The sequence below is a fragment of the Klebsiella michiganensis genome, from assembly GCF_015139575.1.
Lineage (GTDB): Bacteria > Pseudomonadota > Gammaproteobacteria > Enterobacterales > Enterobacteriaceae > Klebsiella > Klebsiella michiganensis.
In genome coordinates this window covers 2,420,585-2,436,661 of record NZ_AP022547.1, presented here as the reverse complement: position 1 = coordinate 2,436,661, position 16,077 = coordinate 2,420,585, and the positions used below count along the sequence as shown (strand labels likewise).

Here is a 16,077-nt window from a genome sequence, read left to right as displayed (position 1 = left end):
GATAATGATTATCATTGTTGCCTTGATTTTTATTTTTAGTGCTATGACGCGTATGGATAACACTGCCACAGCAGAAAAAACAACAGACAATGCCCCGTATCCGGTGCCGACGGACAAAGAGATAAGCAGCCGGACATTATTAGGCAGCGAGGGACGGGTGGTGATTGAACATCGCGGTCAGCGCTACCTGCTGCGTCAGACCCATTCGGGTAAGCTGATCCTGACCAAATAATTATCCCCGCCGATAAAGGCAGGGATAACGATCGCTAGCTGGAACAGCTTACTTCAAGACGCCTTCCCCAGTCCGGTGGACGCTGAATATACTCATCCGTCCGATCGGCAAAGGGGTGAGAGAGTGCGCTATGCAGGCGCTCCAGCTCGCTCATATCCCCCTGCTCCGCCTGTTCAATGGCCCGCTGAGCCAGCCAGTTACGCAGCACGATCGCCGGGTTCACGCTGCGCATGCGCGCCTGCCTTTGCGCATCGTCAACCTGTTCATCGCGCAGGCGCGCGCGGTAAGCGGTAAACCAGCTATCGAACGTCTCGCGGTCGATAAACTCATCGCGTAGCGGCGAGGCGGCGCTCTCCTGCTCGCTGGAGCTGAGCATCCGGAAGGTCCGCGTATAGTCGCTGCCCTCGCGTTCCATCAGCGCAAACAGGCCGTCCAGCAGTTCGTTATCCCCTTTTTGCTGGGTAAACAATCCGAGCTTGTCGCGCATGCGGCGGCCATACGCCGTCAGCAGGGCATGCTGGTAACTATCCGGCGCGCCGTTCAGCGCCTCAGCGCTGATAAGCGGCGAGAGCGTCTGCGCCAGCCGTTGCAGGTTCCATAGCCCTACCGCCGGCTGATTATCAAAGCGGTAGCGCCCCTGATAATCGGAGTGGTTACAGATAAAGCCAGGCTGGAAATCATCAAGGAAACCGTACGGACCGTAGTCCATCGTCAGGCCGAGAATCGACATATTGTCGGTATTCATCACCCCGTGGGCAAAGCCCACCGTTTGCCAGCAGGCAATCATCTCCGCGGTTCGGGTGACAACGTCACTGAACCACAGAAGGTACTTATCCGCTTCATTTTGCAGATGCGGCCAGTGGTGACGAATCACGTAATCCGCCAGCTGCTGCACTTTCAGAGGCTCGCGACGGTAGTAAAAATGCTCAAAATGGCCGAAACGAACGTGGCTTTCCGCCAGCCGCATCAGCATTGCCCCGCGCTCGACGGTTTCGCGGTATACCGGCGTATCGCTGGCCACTATCGCCAGCGCGCGGGTGGTTGGAATGCCCAACGCATGCATCGCTTCCGAGGCCAGCGCCTCGCGGATCGTCGAGCGCAGCACCGCCCGCCCGTCGCCCATTCGCGAATAGGGAGTGAGCCCGGCGCCTTTAAGGTGCCAGTCAAAGCGACGACCATCAGCGAGCTGCTGTTCGCCGAGCAGAATACCGCGCCCGTCGCCGAGCTGCCCGGCCCAGGCGCCGAACTGGTGGCCGCTGTAAACCTGCGCCAGCGGCGACATTCCCGGCAGTAGCGTTTCGCCGCCCCATACGCCAGCGCCCTTCTGCGGGCTGAATAACGACGCGTCAACGCCCAGCGTTCGCGCCAGCGGAGCGTTGTGCCAGACAAGCCGCGCATTCTCCAGCGGCGTAGGGGCTAAAGCGGTGTAAAAATCCGGCAGTTCATCACGCCAGTGGGTAGTAAAAGACAGGGTCATGGTTCCTCCTGCCTTCAGTGTAGTGCTTTCAACAAATTATTAACACGGAGGATTGGATGGGTTATTGCGATAAAAGACTAGACGGGCGTTGTGGCGCTGCCCGGTAAGGCGTTACCGCCGCCGGGCAAGAAAACGCCACGCTACGCTTTGACGTATCGAGGCTAGATCCTTCGCGCCTGCCAGAATTTTTTATGCCAGTAGACATTATCCAGCGACGAGCGCGTCACGCCCTGGCTGGTAGAGGCGTGGATAAACTGGTTATCCGTGTCGTAAATACCGACGTGCAGACCGCTCTCTCCGGAACCGGTCTTGAAGAAGACCAGATCGCCGGGCAGCAGTTCGCTCTTATCGATTTTCGTGCCGATCTCCGCCTGCTCACGCGTTTCACGCGGCAGCTGCAACGCGAACTTATCGCGGAAGGTCATCAGCACAAACCCGGAGCAATCAACGCCGCGCGGCGACATGCCGCCGTAGCGATACGGCGCTCCCCGCCAGTTCCTTAGCTGCTCATTCAGGTTAGCAACAACGGTAATCGAATCAGCAAGCCGTGGATTGGGCGGCGGCGCCCGGTGGCTGCTACACCCCGCCAGAAATAACGCAACACACAAAACGAGCCAAAAACGCATCTCAGACGAATCCTCTGTTCCCTATCCTGATAGCAGGATAATTTACCTTGTTTATCAATTCGCTGGCAAGCTGACTGCGTGCTACTGTGACGCAACGAGCATAAGATGACCCGCCACCTCGACCCGCTGGAAGTCCATGGCATAGGCGGCGGTTAAATTCTCTTCGCTTAATACCTCGGCGGTGCTGCCGCAGGCGATCGTCTCCCCCCGGCAGATAAGCCAGGAGCGATGGGCGTGTCGGAGGGTATGATTCAGGTCGTGGCTGCTCATCACGACGGCAATCCCCGAGGCGCAGAGTTCGCTTAACAGTCGGTCGAGCGCGGCCTGCTGCGCCACGTCCAGGCTGTTCATCGGTTCATCCAGCAATAGCAACTGTCCGGACGCGTTAGCCTGACGATGAATCTGCAGTATTACCGCCGCCAGGCGCACGCGCTGCCACTCCCCGCCGGAGATGTGATTCACCTGGCGCCCAAGCTTGTCGCCTAAGCCCAGCTTCTCCGCGATGGTCGTCAGTAGCCCGTTGTGCGCGTCGTCCTGGAGATGCAGCGACAGATAATGCCAAACCGGCATGGCGAAGGGCGGCATCTGGTGTTGGCTTAAATAGGCCCGATGACGCGCCAGCTCCGGCGCCAGCCAGTCATTCAGCGGGCGTCCATTCAGTTTTACCTGACCCGGGCCGGTAGAGAGCCCCGCCATACGCGCCAGCAGCGTGCTTTTCCCCGCCCCGTTTGGCCCCACCAGATGAACGATCTCTCCCGGCCGGATATCGGCTGAAAACGGCGCCAGCCGCCCCGCCTCTTCTACATCCTGTAGCTGCATCAAAAACGGCATTATTTGGCTAAAGCTCCTTTAATAGCGGCCACCAGCTGCGGATCATCCGGCGTCATATCCGGTGAGAAACGGCCGATGACCTGACCATCGCGGCCGATGAGGAATTTTTCAAAGTTCCACAGAATATCATCCACGTACAGCGGCGCTCTGCCTTTGCTGGCCATGCGCTCATAAAAACCGCTGCCTTCCGGGGCGATAGCCTGCGGGGCGGCCTCAACCAGCTTCTGGTACAGAGGCGCGCGATGTTCGCCGTTGACGTCAATTTTGCTGAACATCGGGAAAGTCACGCCGTAAGTCGTGCTACAGAACGTTTTAATCTCTTCTTCGCTACCCGGCTCCTGACCCAGAAACTGGTTGCACGGAAAGCCCAGTACGCTAAAACCTTCGCTTTCTAAATCTTTTTGCAGCGCCTCCAACTGCTCATACTGCGGCGTCAGGCCGCACTTTGACGCGACGTTGACAATCAACAGGACTTTGCCTGCCCACGGGGTGAGCGTTGTTTTCTCACCATCAATGGTGGTGACTTCAGTATTGAGAATATCGTGTTGCATAGCCTTCCCTCAGTGAATATACCGGTTACTGCTTCAGGTGATCCCTATCTACTGTAGCGGATTCAGACTGGGTCATTCTACTTTGAATCCCCCGGGAGTGTCTCTTGATGTAACAGGCAGCACAACATGAATTCATCTCAACACCGGGAGCGCGCAATTCAGTGTACAGTGGTGGATGGATGTAATAGCATTTCGTTAATTGTTAATTTAAGAGAGTTTTATTGATGAAGAAGATGTTTAGCGCGGTGTTAATCGCGGCCTCCGTTACGCTGCTTTCGGCCTGCTCGCCGGATGAAGATAATAAGATTAAAGTCGCCATTAATACCGGGCCGGATGAGGCTATCTGGAAAGTCGTAGAACAGGTGGCCAAAGAGAAATACAACCTCGACGTCGAGGTAATCTCATTTAATGATTACGTTCTGCCGAACGAAGCCCTGAACAATAAAGACGTCGATGCTAACGCCTTCCAGACGCTGCCTTACCTTGAGGCACAATCAAAAGAGCGCGGCTATAAGTTTGCCATTGTCGGTAAAACCTTCGTCTTCCCGATCGCCGCCTACTCGAAGAAAATCAAAAATATCAGCGAACTGCCTGACGGCGCGACGATTTCCATCTCTAACGAAACCACAACCCTGGGCCGCAGCCTGCTGCTGCTGCAGGCGCAAGGTTTAATCAAGCTGAAAGAGGGTACAGGCTACCTGCCGACGACGCTGGACATTATCGACAATCCTAAGCAGCTGAAAATCGTGGAAGTCGACACGCCGCAGCTGACCCGTACGCTTGATGACCCGAACGTCGCCCTGTCGATCATCAACACCAACTTCTCCGCTCAGGCCGGTCTCTCGGCTGCCCGCGATGGGCTATTTATGGAAGGCCCGGACTCGCCGTACGTCAACGCCATTGTTGCGCGCGAAGATAATAAAGACAGCAAAAAAGTCCAGGAGCTGAAAGAGGCCTTCCAGACTCAGCAGGTTGCCGACAAGGCAGCGGAAGTCTACAAAGGCGATGCGATTAAGGGCTGGTAATAGTATCAACCGATTACGGCCGCCCCTCACTGCGGGCGGCCTGATTTCAGCAATAACCAGATAAACACCGGCGCGCCCAGGGTGGCGGTGACCACGCCAATCGGCAATTCCGCCGCCGAAAGCGCCAGACGCGCGATAATATCCGCGCCCAGCAGCGCGCTGGCCCCCGCTAACAAACAGGCCGGAAGCAGCGCGCGGTGATCGCTTAAACCACATAAGCGCAGGATATGCGGGATAACCAGACCAATAAAGCCGATCGCGCCGGCCAGCGCCACGCTGACGCCCACCAGCCAGCCGGTCGCCACCACCAGCACTTTACGCCATAGCCACAGCGGCAGCCCCAGCTGGCGTGCGGAAACCTCCCCCAGCGCTAACAGATTAAGAGGCTGCGATTGCAGGCACACCCAGGCCAGCACCGGCAGCAGGGCCAGCATCAGCCACAGCTGCTGCCAGTCCACGCCGCCAAAGCCGCCCATCATCCAGTACATCAGCTGGCGGAGATCGAAAGAGGTTGAGAAGTAGACCGCCCAGGTCATCAGCGCGCTGCATATGATACCGAGCGCCACGCCCGCCAGCAGCAGGCGGCTGGTCGAGAGATGCCGCCTGGCAAAACGCAGTAAAATAAAGGTAATGACCAGCGCGCCAGCGATGGCGCACAGCCCCAGCGCCCAGCCCGGAAGCAGCCCTTTTCCCAGCAACACGGCGGCTATCAGGCCAACCCCAGCGCCGTTTGATACCCCCAGCAGCCCGGGCTCCGCCAGCGGGTTTTCAAACAGCGCCTGCATAATCGCGCCGGACAGCGCCAGCGCCGCGCCCACCAGCAGGACGGCCAGGGTGCGCGGCAAACGAATCTGCCAGATAAACAGCTCGCCTTTGGCGCTAAACCATTCACCGGGGCCAATCCACTGGTCGCCCGCGCACAGGCTGATGGTCGACGTAACCAGCAGCAGCAACGTTAATACCGCAAGCCAGCGCCGGTTGCGGCGCCGTTGAGTTTGAGCAAAGGTCAGCATAGATTTCTGAGTTGAGAAAAAGGATGTGATTGATTTTACGGTATTCGGCCAGGAAAAGAAAAAAGGCCGCATAGCGGCCTTTTTGATTAGTCAGTCCAGATCATTTCTCTCTGGGTGAAGCGTTTTCGACACGGCTTTTTAACTTCTGTCCGGGTCTGAAGGTCACCACACGCCGGGCTGTAATAGGAATATCCTCTCCCGTTTTCGGGTTACGGCCCGGGCGTTGGTTCTTATCTCGCAAATCGAAGTTGCCGAACCCGGAGAGTTTTACCTGCTCTCCGTTTTCCAGAGCGCGACGGACTTCTTCGAAAAACAACTCTACCAGCTCTTTGGCATCCCGCTTGCTAAGCCCAAGCTTATCAAACAGATATTCTGACATTTCAGCTTTTGTAAGCGCCATAGGTTCAATCCCTCAATGATGCCTGGAATCGCTCTTTCAATGCCTCTACACATTTGGCGACGGTAGCGGCAATCTCCTCTTCTTCGAGTGTACGGCTGGTATCCTGGAGGATAAGGCTGATAGCGAGGCTTTTGAAACCTTCCGCTACGCCCTTGCCGCGGTACACGTCAAATAAGTTTACGCCAACTACCTGATTTACGCCAACTTTCTTACACTCGGCTAAAACATCGGCTGCGGGAACGTTTTCTGCCACAACGACAGCGATGTCGCGACGGTTCGCCGGGAAGCGAGAAACTTCACGCGCCTGAGGCACCACGCGGTCTGCAAGCTTGTTCCACTCCAGCTCGAACACCAACGTGCGGCCGTTCAGATCCAGTTTACGTTCCAGCTCGGGATGAACAACCCCAATAAAACCAATACGTTCACCTTTCAGATAAATCGCCGCCGACTGGCCCGGATGAAGCGCATTATTGGCTTCGATGCGGAATTCGATGTCGGACAGTTTACCCGTGAGGTCGAGAACGGACTCCAGATCGCCTTTTAAATCATAGAAATCGACGGTTTCTTTTGCCAGGTTCCAGTGTTCTTCATAGCGGTTACCGCAGATGACGCTAGCCAGCATCACGTCCTGGCGAATACCCAGAGGGGCCTGCGTATCGGGAACAAAGCGTAAGCCGCTCTCAAAGATGCGGACGCGGCTCTGCTGGCGATTCTGGTTGTAGACCACCGTCCCGAGCAGACCGGTCCACAATGACAGACGCATCGCCGACATTTCGCTGGAGATCGGGCTCGGCAGAATCAGCGCTTCTTCACCGGCGTGGATCCACTGCTGTACTTTCGGGTCAACAAAGCTGTAGGTAATCACTTCCTGATAGCCTTTGTCGTTGAGCAGCGTTTTCACGCGCTTAAGCGACAGATCCGCTTCGCGGTGGCTGCCCATGATCAGGCCCGCTTGCACCGGTTCGTCAGGAATATTGTTATAGCCATAGACGCGGGCAACCTCTTCGACCAGGTCTTCTTCGATCTCCATGTCGAAACGCCAGCTCGGCGCCACGGCATGCCACTCATCCTGGCCTTCGGTAACTTCACAGCCCAGACGACGCAGAATGTCGCTAACCTGCTCATCTTCAATGTGATGGCCAATCAGACGATCCAGTTTGCTGCGGCGAAGGCGGATGGTCGCAGGCTTCGGCAGAGTCGCTTCATTGGTCACGTCAATAATCGGGCCCGCTTCACCGCCGCAAATATCCATCAGCAGGCGGGTTGCGCGCTCCATTGCCTGATACTGCAGCGCGGAGTCCACGCCGCGCTCGTAGCGGTGGGAAGCATCGGTATGCAGACCATGACGGCGGGCGCGGCCGGTAATGGACAGCGGGCTGAAGAACGCGCATTCCAGCAGAACGTTTTGCGTTTCATCGTTTACGCCGGAGTGCTCGCCGCCGAAAATTCCGCCCATAGCCAGGGCTTTCTGGTGGTCAGCAATAACCAGAGTATCGGTATCCAGCTTAGCCTCGGAGCCGTCGAGCAGGACCAGGGTTTCGCCTTCATGCGCCATACGCACGATAATTCCGCCTTCAATGCGGTCTTTATCGAAGGCGTGCATCGGCTGACCGAGCTCGAGCAGAACATAGTTGGTCACGTCAACCACGGCATCGATGGAGCGAATGCCGCAGCGGCGCAGCTTCTCTTTCATCCATAACGGCGTCGGCGCTTTGACATTAATGCCTTTTACCACACGGCCCAGGTAGCGCGGGCATGCTTCCGGCGCATCGACCTGAATTGGCAGAACGTCGTCGATGGTTGCGGCCACCGGAGTCATTTCCGGGACATGTAGTGGCGCCTTGTTGAGCACGGCGACATCGCGGGCAATGCCGATAATACCCAGGCAGTCGGCACGGTTCGGCGTGACGCTGATTTCGATAGTGTTATCGTCGAGCTTCAGGTATTCGCGGATATCGGTACCCAGCGGCGCATCGGCGGGCAGTTCAATAATACCGCTGTGATCGTCGGAGATCCCCAGTTCGGAGAAGGAGCACAGCATGCCTTCCGACGGCTCGCCGCGCAGCTTTGCCGCTTTAATTTTAAAATCGCCCGGCAGTACGGCACCGATGGTTGCAACGGCAACCTTCAGGCCCTGACGGCAGTTTGGCGCACCGCAGACGATGTCCAGCAGGCGTTCGCCGCCGACGTTAATTTTTGTGACGCGCAGCTTGTCAGCATTAGGGTGCTGAGCGCACTCAACCACTTCCCCAACGACAACGCCGTTGAAGCTGCCCGCAACCGGTTCAACGCCGTCAACCTCAAGGCCGGCCATCGTTATCTGGTCCGACAGCGCTTCGCTATCGATAGCTGGGTTAACCCACTCGCGTAACCACAGTTCACTGAATTTCATTGTTCTGTCCTGCCCTTATTTAAACTGTTTGAGGAAACGCAGATCGTTTTCGAAGAACGCGCGTAAGTCGGTCACGCCGTAGCGCAGCATGGTCAGACGCTCCATACCCATGCCGAAGGCAAAGCCGGAATAGATTTCCGGATCGATACCCACGTTGCGCAGTACGTTTGGATGCACCATCCCACAGCCGAGCACTTCCAGCCATTTCCCGTTTTTCCCCATAACGTCGACTTCGGCCGACGGCTCGGTGAACGGGAAATAGGACGGACGAAAACGAATCTGCAGATCTTCTTCAAAGAAGTTACGCAGGAAATCGTGCAGCGTTCCCTTCAGGTTGGTAAAGCTGATGTTGGTATCAACGATCAGGCCTTCCATCTGATGGAACATTGGGGTGTGGGTCTGATCGTAGTCGTTACGATAGACGCGGCCTGGCGCAATAATGCGGATCGGCGGCTGCTGGTTAGCCATGGTGCGGATCTGCACGCCTGAGGTTTGCGTACGCAGCAGGCGCGTGGCATCAAACCAGAAAGTGTCGTGGTCAGCGCGTGCCGGATGGTGGCCAGGAATATTCAGCGCATCGAAGTTGTGGTAGTCATCTTCGATTTCCGGGCCAGTCGCGACGGTAAAGCCGAGCTCACCGAAGAAACTTTCAATACGATCGATGGTACGGGTCACCGGATGCAGGCCACCGTTCTCAATACGACGCCCCGGCAGAGAGACATCGATGGTCTCCGAGGCCAGGCGCGCGTTAAGAGCGGCGCTTTCAAGATCTGACTTACGCGCGTTAAGCGCCTGCTGGACCTGCTCTTTCGCTTCGTTGATAACCGCGCCGGCTGCCGGGCGCTCTTCAGCAGGCAGCTCACGCAGGGTCGTCATCTGAAGGGTCAGGAGCCCTTTTTTACCCAGGTATTCCACGCGGACGTTGTCCAGCGCAGCAACATCTGATGCCTCGTTAATGGCTGCCTTCGCACTGGCAACCAGCTCTGCGAGATGTGACATGGTTTTCCTCATTATGTCGGTGCAGACACCGGTTATGGTTATTATTTTGCTTTCACTATTTCGAGCCGCAGACGGCGGGTCATTCGCCATTTGCCCGAATGACCCGGTCAATCCACACGTCTGGAGCTTGAAATAGAACAAGCCAGTTCAGATACAAAAAAAGCCTCCACAGTGGGAGGCTTTTTGGCGCTGTTTTCCGTTTCTTCTTTCACGCGCTAGCCTCCTGAGTTCAGGTGCTAAAGTAAAAAAAGAAGCGGAAAATAGCAGCATTCATGCTTGCATTACCTTGTCTGGTAAAAAACGTAAGATCGATATTGAAAAGCTTACGCGGATAAAAGTCAATGTATTGATAGTGTTGAAACGAAAAGAGGGAGACAAGCTCCCTCTTTCAACTGGCTTATGCCAGAGCTGCTTTCGCTTTTTCGACCAGCGCGGTGAACGCTAATTTGTCGAATACGGCGATGTCAGCCAGGATCTTACGGTCGATTTCAACAGAGGCTTTTTTCAGGCCGTTGATGAATTTGCTGTAAGAAATACCGTTCTGACGTGCTGCTGCGTTGATACGCGCAATCCACAGTTGACGGAACTGACGCTTTTTCTGACGACGGTCACGATAAGCGTACTGACCAGCTTTGATAACAGCCTGGAAGGCAACGCGGTATACGCGAGAACGCGCACCGTAGTAGCCTTTAGCTTGTTTCAAAATTTTCTTGTGACGTGCACGGGCAACTACACCACGTTTTACGCGAGCCATATGTGCTCTCCTGTATCTATTCTAATTAAAAAGTTAAAAGGGTTAACGACTTATGCGTACGGCAGGCACGCGATGACCAGGCCCAGATCGCCTTTAGAAACCATGGCTTTCGGACGCAGGTGACGTTTACGCTTGGTAGCTTTTTTGGTCAGAATGTGACGCAGGTTAGCGTGCTTGTGCTTAAAACCACCTTTACCGGTTTTTTTGAAGCGCTTAGCAGCACCGCGTACGGTCTTAATTTTTGGCATTTTAATAACTTCCACTTCGCATTGTTAATAAACGAAACATAGGCGAACAACGGCTGCGGAACCCGCAGGCTCCACAGACATTGCTACTTGAAGGCCTTACTGTTTCTTCTTAGGAGCGAGCACCATGATCATCTGGCGGCCTTCGATCTTCGTTGGGAAGGATTCGACTACTGCCAGTTCACTCAGATCGTCACGGACGCGGGTAAGCACTTCCATACCGATCTGTTGGTGGGCCATCTCACGGCCGCGAAAACGCAGCGTGATCTTGGCCTTATCGCCATCTTCCAGAAAGCGAATCAGGCTGCGGAGTTTTACCTGATAATCGCCATCGTCGGTGCCAGGACGGAACTTAATTTCCTTAACCTGGATAACTTTTTGCTTTTTCTTCTGTTCCTTAGAAGACTTGCTCTTTTCATAAAGGAACTTGCCGTAGTCCATGATACGACAAACTGGCGGTTCGGCGTTAGGGCTGATTTCAACTAAATCTACTCCAGCTTCTTCAGCTTTTTCGATCGCTTCTCTCAGACTCACAATACCCAAAGCTTCGCCTTCCAGACCAGTTAAGCGAACTTCCAGGGCGCGAATCTCGCCATTAATACGATTCGGACGTGCCGTTTGAACTCGTTTTCCGCCTTTAATACCTTATTCCTCCAGTTGTTTTAGACTGCGGCTGCGAATCTCTTGTTGCAGCTTCTCGATAACTTCATTTACGTCCAGGCTGCCCAAGTCTTTGCCACGACGGGTACGCACGGCAACTTTGCCGGCTTCTACCTCTTTGTCGCCACAGACCAACATGTAAGGGACACGACGTAAAGTGTGCTCGCGGATTTTAAAGCCTATCTTCTCATTTCTCAAGTCTGCTTTTACGCGAATGCCCGCATTTTGTAGTTTACGCGTCAATTCGTTAACGTATTCAGCCTGAGAATCAGTAATATTCATGACCACAACCTGCACCGGCGCCAGCCAGCTCGGGAAGAAGCCCGCAAACTCTTCGGTCAGGATGCCAATAAAGCGCTCCAGCGAACCAAGAATCGCGCGGTGAATCATTACCGGTACCTGTCGTTCGTTATTTTCACCCACATAAGAGGCGCTTAAACGCTGCGGCAGGGAGAAGTCCAGCTGTACAGTACCGCACTGCCATGCACGATCGAGGCAGTCATACAGGGTAAATTCAATTTTCGGACCGTAGAACGCGCCTTCACCCAGCTGATACTCAAACGGGATGTTGTTCTCTTCCAGCGCCACGGCCAGATCCGCTTCAGCACGATCCCATGTCTCATCGCTACCGATGCGTTTTTCCGGGCGAGTCGACAGCTTGACGACGATTTTCTCGAAGCCAAAGGTGCTGTACATATCGTAGACCATGCGAATACAGGCGTTTACTTCATCGCGAACCTGATCTTCAGTACAGAAGATATGGGCGTCGTCCTGAGTAAAGCCACGTACGCGCATCAGGCCATGCAGCGCGCCTGACGGCTCATTACGATGGCAGCTACCGAATTCAGCCATACGCAGCGGCAGATCGCGGTAGGATTTCAGCCCCTGGTTGAAGATCTGCACGTGGCCCGGGCAGTTCATCGGCTTGATGCAGTATTCACGGTTCTCGGAAGAGGTGGTGAACATCGCATCTTTATAGTTGTCCCAGTGGCCGGTTTTTTCCCACAGCACGCGGTCCATCATAAACGGGCCTTTAACTTCCTGATACTGGTACTCTTTCAGCTTAGAACGCACAAAAGTTTCCAGTTCGCGGAAGATAGTCCAGCCGTCGTTATGCCAGAACACCATGCCCGGCGCCTCTTCCTGCATATGATACAGGTCGAGCTGCTTACCGATTTTACGGTGATCGCGCTTAGCGGCTTCTTCCAGACGCTGCAGATAGGCATTTAAGGCTTTTTTATCTGCCCATGCGGTTCCGTAGATGCGCTGCAGCATTTTATTGTTGCTATCGCCGCGCCAGTAGGCGCCAGCGGTCTTCATCAGTTTGAAATGATGACAGAAACGCATATTCGGCACGTGCGGCCCGCGGCACATGTCGACATACTCTTCATGATGATACAAACCGGGTTTGTCATCATGTGCAATGTTTTCATCAAGAATGGAGACTTTATAGCTCTCGCCGCGCTTCACGAAGGTTTCACGCGCTTCGTGCCAGCTGACTTTCTTCTTAATGACGTCGTAGTTTTTCTCGGCGAGCTCGTGCATACGTTTTTCGAGCGCGTCGATATCTTCCTGGGTCAGGGTATGGTCCAGATCGACATCATAGTAGAAACCGTTGTCGACAACCGGGCCGATCGCCATCTTGGTATTTGGCCACAGCTGTTTAATCGCGTGCCCCAAAAGGTGCGCACAGGAGTGACGAATAATCTCAAGTCCATCTTCATCTTTCGCGGTGATGATAGAGAGCGTCGCGTCGTTTTCAATTAAGTCGCAGGCGTCAACCAGCTCGCCGTTGACGCGGCCGGCGATGGTGGCTTTCGCCAGACCAGGGCCAATATCCAGAGCGACGTCCATCGGGCTCACAGCGTGATCAAAATGGCGTTGGCTGCCATCAGGAAGCGTAATTACAGGCATTTCATGTCCTTATTTGCAGTGGTGCCCCACACGAAAGAGCACATACAAAACAATATAATCATAATTATCAACACGTTCAGGCCCAGTTCCCGCTTCACTCTGCGAAAATATGTGCACGCTCGTTCACCGACGCGTACCCACCTGCAGCCGCCTGTTGATAACACCGACGGTTAGTTTACACATCATTAGTGCGTGATAAAAGTCACATGAGACTAAATGGTTATTGTTGATGGAAAAAAAAGGTCGCGGCGCAACAAACACAGCGTAATTGCTGCGGAACCGTGCGGCAAAAGAGCGCGGCAGGACGATATGACGCATAAAGAATATTTATGCTTTCACATCAATTATGCATGTTTAACACAAAGTACGGAAAGCAAAACCGGTACGGCATTACCCGGTTTGCTGCTTCACGAAATAATTAAAGGATGATGTTCAAGTACAATGAAATATCAGGACCATTCGCCGGCGACAAGTTTATGAACATCAAAAGCATCATTCATTGACTGCCCGGTAGACTGTGAGCCCGGCGCTATGTTGGAGCCTGCTTCGACATCGGTAGCTTTGGCGGTACCAACTTGGGTATGCTCGTTATTACCCGGCTGCGGTGCGGGAGCGGCGGCAAATGCGCCAAAAGACAGCGTGCACAGCATCACGGCCGCGAGTGCGATTTTGCTATTTCTCATGATAGTCATTCTCTTATTTGTTTCAGATAAATAGAACGGCGTCGTTATCGCCGCCTGTGTGCAACAGTATAGATCCAGATCACATTTTTGTCCGACCCAATATTTATCTTTTCGTGTCAAATTAACTGCATATTTGTCAGCAAAATAGCAATTGTGGGGAAATTATGAAGACGATTTCTTTTTATAAAAAACAAAACGAGAGACCAAAAATAATAATGTCACTTATTGCCAAATTTAAAACAATCAGGCCAGAATATCTGGCCTGAAATATTACATTTTATAACCGAGCGATAGCGTGGTACGGCGATCGGTGTGTTCCGGCGCCGATGACGGCGGCTCAGAGTTCCACGTCAGGTTATAGGCGACCTTGAGGGCAAAGTGAGCATTGATGGCAACGTTCAGCGCGCTTTCGGAGTTCAGCGTCGTATCTTCAGCGCCGAATACCGAAACACCTTGCGTAAATTTGGCGTTATCGGTCATCTGCCAGGCGTAAGTGCCGGAAGCATAGCCCAACGGCTGAGTATCAGTATCGCCGTCGGTATACTCGTCGTAGCGTACGCCAGGACCAAATTCAAAACGTAGGCTGTGTACCGGTCCGTTCATAATCTGTCGACCATAACCTGCGGTAAACACATCCCGCTGCTGATAACCATTGTAACGATCCGTCAGCCAGCTGGCCTGGCCAAATATATAGTTCTGGTCAGTCAGGTTGTAACGACTACGTCCCCCCACCGCGTACCTTTCCGAAGAGCGCTGATCGTTTGACGACGTATTGCTGGCATTCCCCCACAGCGACCATGCGGTGGTATTGCCATACCAGGTCAACGTGGAGTCGGCGGTCATTGAGGAACTTTTCGTATTGCCGGACTGCGCCAGATAACCGGCGTTAACAGTACCTTCGAAAGGTTTTTTAGCAGAAGATGGGTCATCCATGACAGTAAAAACGGAATCATCGGCCATTGCGCACGCAGACGCAAAAAGCCCTCCCGCGAGCAACGCCGCTGCGGGTACTGTCTTCAAAAGCTTCATTTAATTTTAAGTCCGTACAACCTATAAGGAGACCTGGAGGGTCCCGGGAGCTTTCGCGAGGATCGCGGATAGCCGGTCCTAAGAAAGGGAGTAAATTATAAAAAAGCACGATTAACTTAGCAATCAATTACTCTTTCATTTTTTGTATAAGACGCTTCTCAAAACAATTTTTATTTCATAAAGATAAAAAGAGGTTGCGTTGTATAAGTGGCGCGTCGCTTCCCCTTCCCTCCTTTAAGTGCCATGCTTAAAACCAGAGCAGCTAAATTCGTATTATGGAGGAAACTGGATGACCAAAATCTATACGCTCACGTTAGCCCCCTCGCTCGATAGCGCAACCCAGACCCCGCAAATTTACCCGGAAGGCAAACTGCGCTGTAGCGCTCCCGTGTTTGAACCCGGCGGAGGCGGAATTAACGTTGCGCGAGCCATCACTTTTCTTGGCGGCAGCGCCACAGCCATCTTTCCCGTCGGCGGGGCGACAGGCGAACACCTGACGGCGCTGCTGACGGATGAACATGTTCCCGTCGATACGGTAGAGACCCATGACTGGACGCGGCAGAATCTTCACGTGCATGTGAACGCCAGCGGCGAGCAATATCGTTTCGTGATGCCGGGCGCAGCGTTAACTAAGGAGGAGCTCCAGCTCCTTGAGGAAAAGGTCCTCGCCATCGCCCCGGGTTCCCTGCTGGTGATTAGCGGAAGTCTCCCGCCCGGCATCAGCGTCGATAATCTGACGCAGCTGGTCAAAAACGCTCAGCAGCATGGATTGCGCTGTATTGTTGATAGTTCCGGTGACGCGCTCGCCGCAGCGCTTGATGTCGGCAATATCGAGCTGGTTAAGCCGAACCAGAAAGAGCTTAGCGCGCTGGTACAGCGCGATCTGAGCCAGCCGGATGATGTGCGTCTTGCGGCGCAGGAGCTCATTCGGTCGGGCAAAGTCCAGCGCGTCGTCGTCTCCCTCGGCGCCCAGGGTGCGCTCGGCGTTGATGCCCAGGGTAGCGTTCAGGTAGTACCGCCGCCGATGAAAAGCCAGAGCACCGTCGGCGCCGGTGACAGTATGGTCGGCGCAATGACCTTAAGGCTGGCGGAAAACGCCTCGCTTGAAGATATGGTTCGCTTTGGCGTTGCGGCGGGTAGTGCGGCAACCATCAATCAGGGCACCCGCCTTTGCTCGCTGGATAATACGCAAAAAATCTACACCTATCTGCGCGGTTGATAACGCCTTCGCTCCCTCTGGGAAGAC

The 16,077-nt window shown here is 54.3% G+C and carries 19 protein-coding genes and 1 other annotated feature; of the genes, 4 read left to right on the top strand and 15 right to left on the bottom strand.

Annotated elements, in window-relative coordinates; genetic code table 11:
- Window positions 1-52: 52 nt before the first annotated feature.
- Window positions 53-232: a hemin uptake protein HemP gene (gene hemP, locus JLG71_RS11480; protein WP_160741222.1), complete on the top strand. Its 180-nt coding sequence runs from the start codon at window positions 53-55 to the stop codon at window positions 230-232.
- Between the two features lie 34 nt (window positions 233-266).
- On the opposite strand, the gene selO is transcribed toward hemP, so the two are convergent.
- From selO to JLG71_RS11460, 4 genes are all read right to left on the bottom strand, one after another.
- The gene (selO, locus tag JLG71_RS11475; RefSeq protein ID WP_200914217.1) at window positions 267-1,709 is read right to left on the bottom strand and encodes a protein adenylyltransferase SelO; all 1,443 of its coding nucleotides are present in this window, start codon (window positions 1,707-1,709) and stop codon (window positions 267-269) included.
- Between the two features lie 161 nt (window positions 1,710-1,870).
- Window positions 1,871-2,335 (bottom strand): NlpC/P60 family protein, encoded by a 465-nt coding sequence (locus tag JLG71_RS11470; protein WP_004134084.1) that lies wholly within the window; start codon window positions 2,333-2,335, stop codon window positions 1,871-1,873.
- 81 nt (window positions 2,336-2,416) lie between these two features.
- Entirely contained in the window at window positions 2,417-3,166 is a 750-nt protein-coding gene (gene btuD / locus JLG71_RS11465) for a vitamin B12 ABC transporter ATP-binding protein BtuD (protein WP_025108224.1), read from the bottom strand.
- Entirely contained in the window at window positions 3,166-3,717 is a 552-nt protein-coding gene (locus JLG71_RS11460; protein ID WP_025108225.1) for a glutathione peroxidase, read from the bottom strand. The genes btuD and JLG71_RS11460 overlap by 1 nt, the downstream gene beginning before the upstream one ends.
- A 224-nt stretch (window positions 3,718-3,941) precedes the next feature.
- Here JLG71_RS11460 and JLG71_RS11455 point away from each other — a divergent pair, with 224 nt between their 5' ends.
- Window positions 3,942-4,742, top strand: coding sequence for a MetQ/NlpA family ABC transporter substrate-binding protein (locus JLG71_RS11455; protein ID WP_014229729.1), 801 nt, complete (start codon window positions 3,942-3,944; stop codon window positions 4,740-4,742).
- 26 nt (window positions 4,743-4,768) lie between these two features.
- On the opposite strand, the gene btuC is transcribed toward JLG71_RS11455, so the two are convergent.
- The 9 genes from btuC to thrS all read right to left on the bottom strand — a co-directional run bounded on the left by btuC (window position 4,769) and on the right by thrS (window position 13,119).
- Window positions 4,769-5,755: a vitamin B12 ABC transporter permease BtuC gene (btuC, locus tag JLG71_RS11450; protein WP_009653750.1), complete on the bottom strand. Its 987-nt coding sequence runs from the start codon at window positions 5,753-5,755 to the stop codon at window positions 4,769-4,771.
- Between the two features lie 100 nt (window positions 5,756-5,855).
- Window positions 5,856-6,155 (bottom strand): integration host factor subunit alpha, encoded by a 300-nt coding sequence (gene ihfA / locus JLG71_RS11445; RefSeq protein WP_004851790.1) that lies wholly within the window; start codon window positions 6,153-6,155, stop codon window positions 5,856-5,858.
- A gap of 4 nt (window positions 6,156-6,159) precedes the next feature.
- A complete protein-coding gene (pheT, locus tag JLG71_RS11440) occupies window positions 6,160-8,547 on the bottom strand; it encodes a phenylalanine--tRNA ligase subunit beta (RefSeq protein WP_200914216.1) in 2,388 nt (795 codons plus the stop codon).
- Window positions 8,548-8,562: 15 nt separating this feature from the next.
- Window positions 8,563-9,546 carry a phenylalanine--tRNA ligase subunit alpha gene (pheS, locus tag JLG71_RS11435; RefSeq protein WP_004851795.1) on the bottom strand — a complete coding sequence of 328 codons (984 nt, stop codon included), beginning with the start codon at window positions 9,544-9,546 and terminating at the stop codon, window positions 8,563-8,565.
- Between the two features lie 153 nt (window positions 9,547-9,699).
- Window positions 9,700-9,825 (bottom strand) — a sequence feature (Phe leader region).
- Window positions 9,776-9,820, bottom strand: coding sequence for a pheST operon leader peptide PheM (gene pheM / locus JLG71_RS11430; protein ID WP_001386830.1), 45 nt, complete (start codon window positions 9,818-9,820; stop codon window positions 9,776-9,778). (Overlaps the previous feature by 45 nt.)
- A 118-nt stretch (window positions 9,826-9,943) precedes the next feature.
- Window positions 9,944-10,300 carry a 50S ribosomal protein L20 gene (gene rplT, locus JLG71_RS11425; RefSeq protein ID WP_004102963.1) on the bottom strand — a complete coding sequence of 119 codons (357 nt, stop codon included), beginning with the start codon at window positions 10,298-10,300 and terminating at the stop codon, window positions 9,944-9,946.
- A gap of 50 nt (window positions 10,301-10,350) precedes the next feature.
- Window positions 10,351-10,548 (bottom strand): 50S ribosomal protein L35, encoded by a 198-nt coding sequence (gene rpmI, locus JLG71_RS11420; protein WP_001124225.1) that lies wholly within the window; start codon window positions 10,546-10,548, stop codon window positions 10,351-10,353.
- A gap of 96 nt (window positions 10,549-10,644) precedes the next feature.
- The gene (gene infC / locus JLG71_RS11415; protein WP_052746887.1) at window positions 10,645-11,187 is read right to left on the bottom strand and encodes a translation initiation factor IF-3; all 543 of its coding nucleotides are present in this window, start codon (window positions 11,185-11,187) and stop codon (window positions 10,645-10,647) included.
- 3 nt (window positions 11,188-11,190) lie between these two features.
- Window positions 11,191-13,119 (bottom strand): threonine--tRNA ligase, encoded by a 1,929-nt coding sequence (gene thrS, locus JLG71_RS11410; RefSeq protein ID WP_004102966.1) that lies wholly within the window; start codon window positions 13,117-13,119, stop codon window positions 11,191-11,193.
- A gap of 216 nt (window positions 13,120-13,335) precedes the next feature.
- Between thrS and JLG71_RS11405 the strand changes: the two genes are divergently transcribed.
- Window positions 13,336-13,548, top strand: coding sequence for a hypothetical protein (locus JLG71_RS11405; RefSeq protein ID WP_185220222.1), 213 nt, complete (start codon window positions 13,336-13,338; stop codon window positions 13,546-13,548).
- A gap of 20 nt (window positions 13,549-13,568) precedes the next feature.
- Here the strand turns inward: JLG71_RS11405 and JLG71_RS11400 are convergent, their stop codons facing one another.
- On the bottom strand, window positions 13,569-13,802 hold the full coding sequence (locus JLG71_RS11400; RefSeq protein ID WP_200914308.1) for a hypothetical protein: 234 nt from the start codon (window positions 13,800-13,802) through the stop codon (window positions 13,569-13,571).
- Between the two features lie 270 nt (window positions 13,803-14,072).
- On the bottom strand, window positions 14,073-14,831 hold the full coding sequence (locus JLG71_RS11395; RefSeq protein ID WP_004851801.1) for a DUF481 domain-containing protein: 759 nt from the start codon (window positions 14,829-14,831) through the stop codon (window positions 14,073-14,075).
- Window positions 14,832-15,120: 289 nt separating this feature from the next.
- Between JLG71_RS11395 and pfkB the strand changes: the two genes are divergently transcribed.
- Window positions 15,121-16,050 (top strand): 6-phosphofructokinase II, encoded by a 930-nt coding sequence (pfkB, locus tag JLG71_RS11390; protein ID WP_025108227.1) that lies wholly within the window; start codon window positions 15,121-15,123, stop codon window positions 16,048-16,050.
- The last annotated feature ends 27 nt before the right edge of the window (window positions 16,051-16,077 follow it).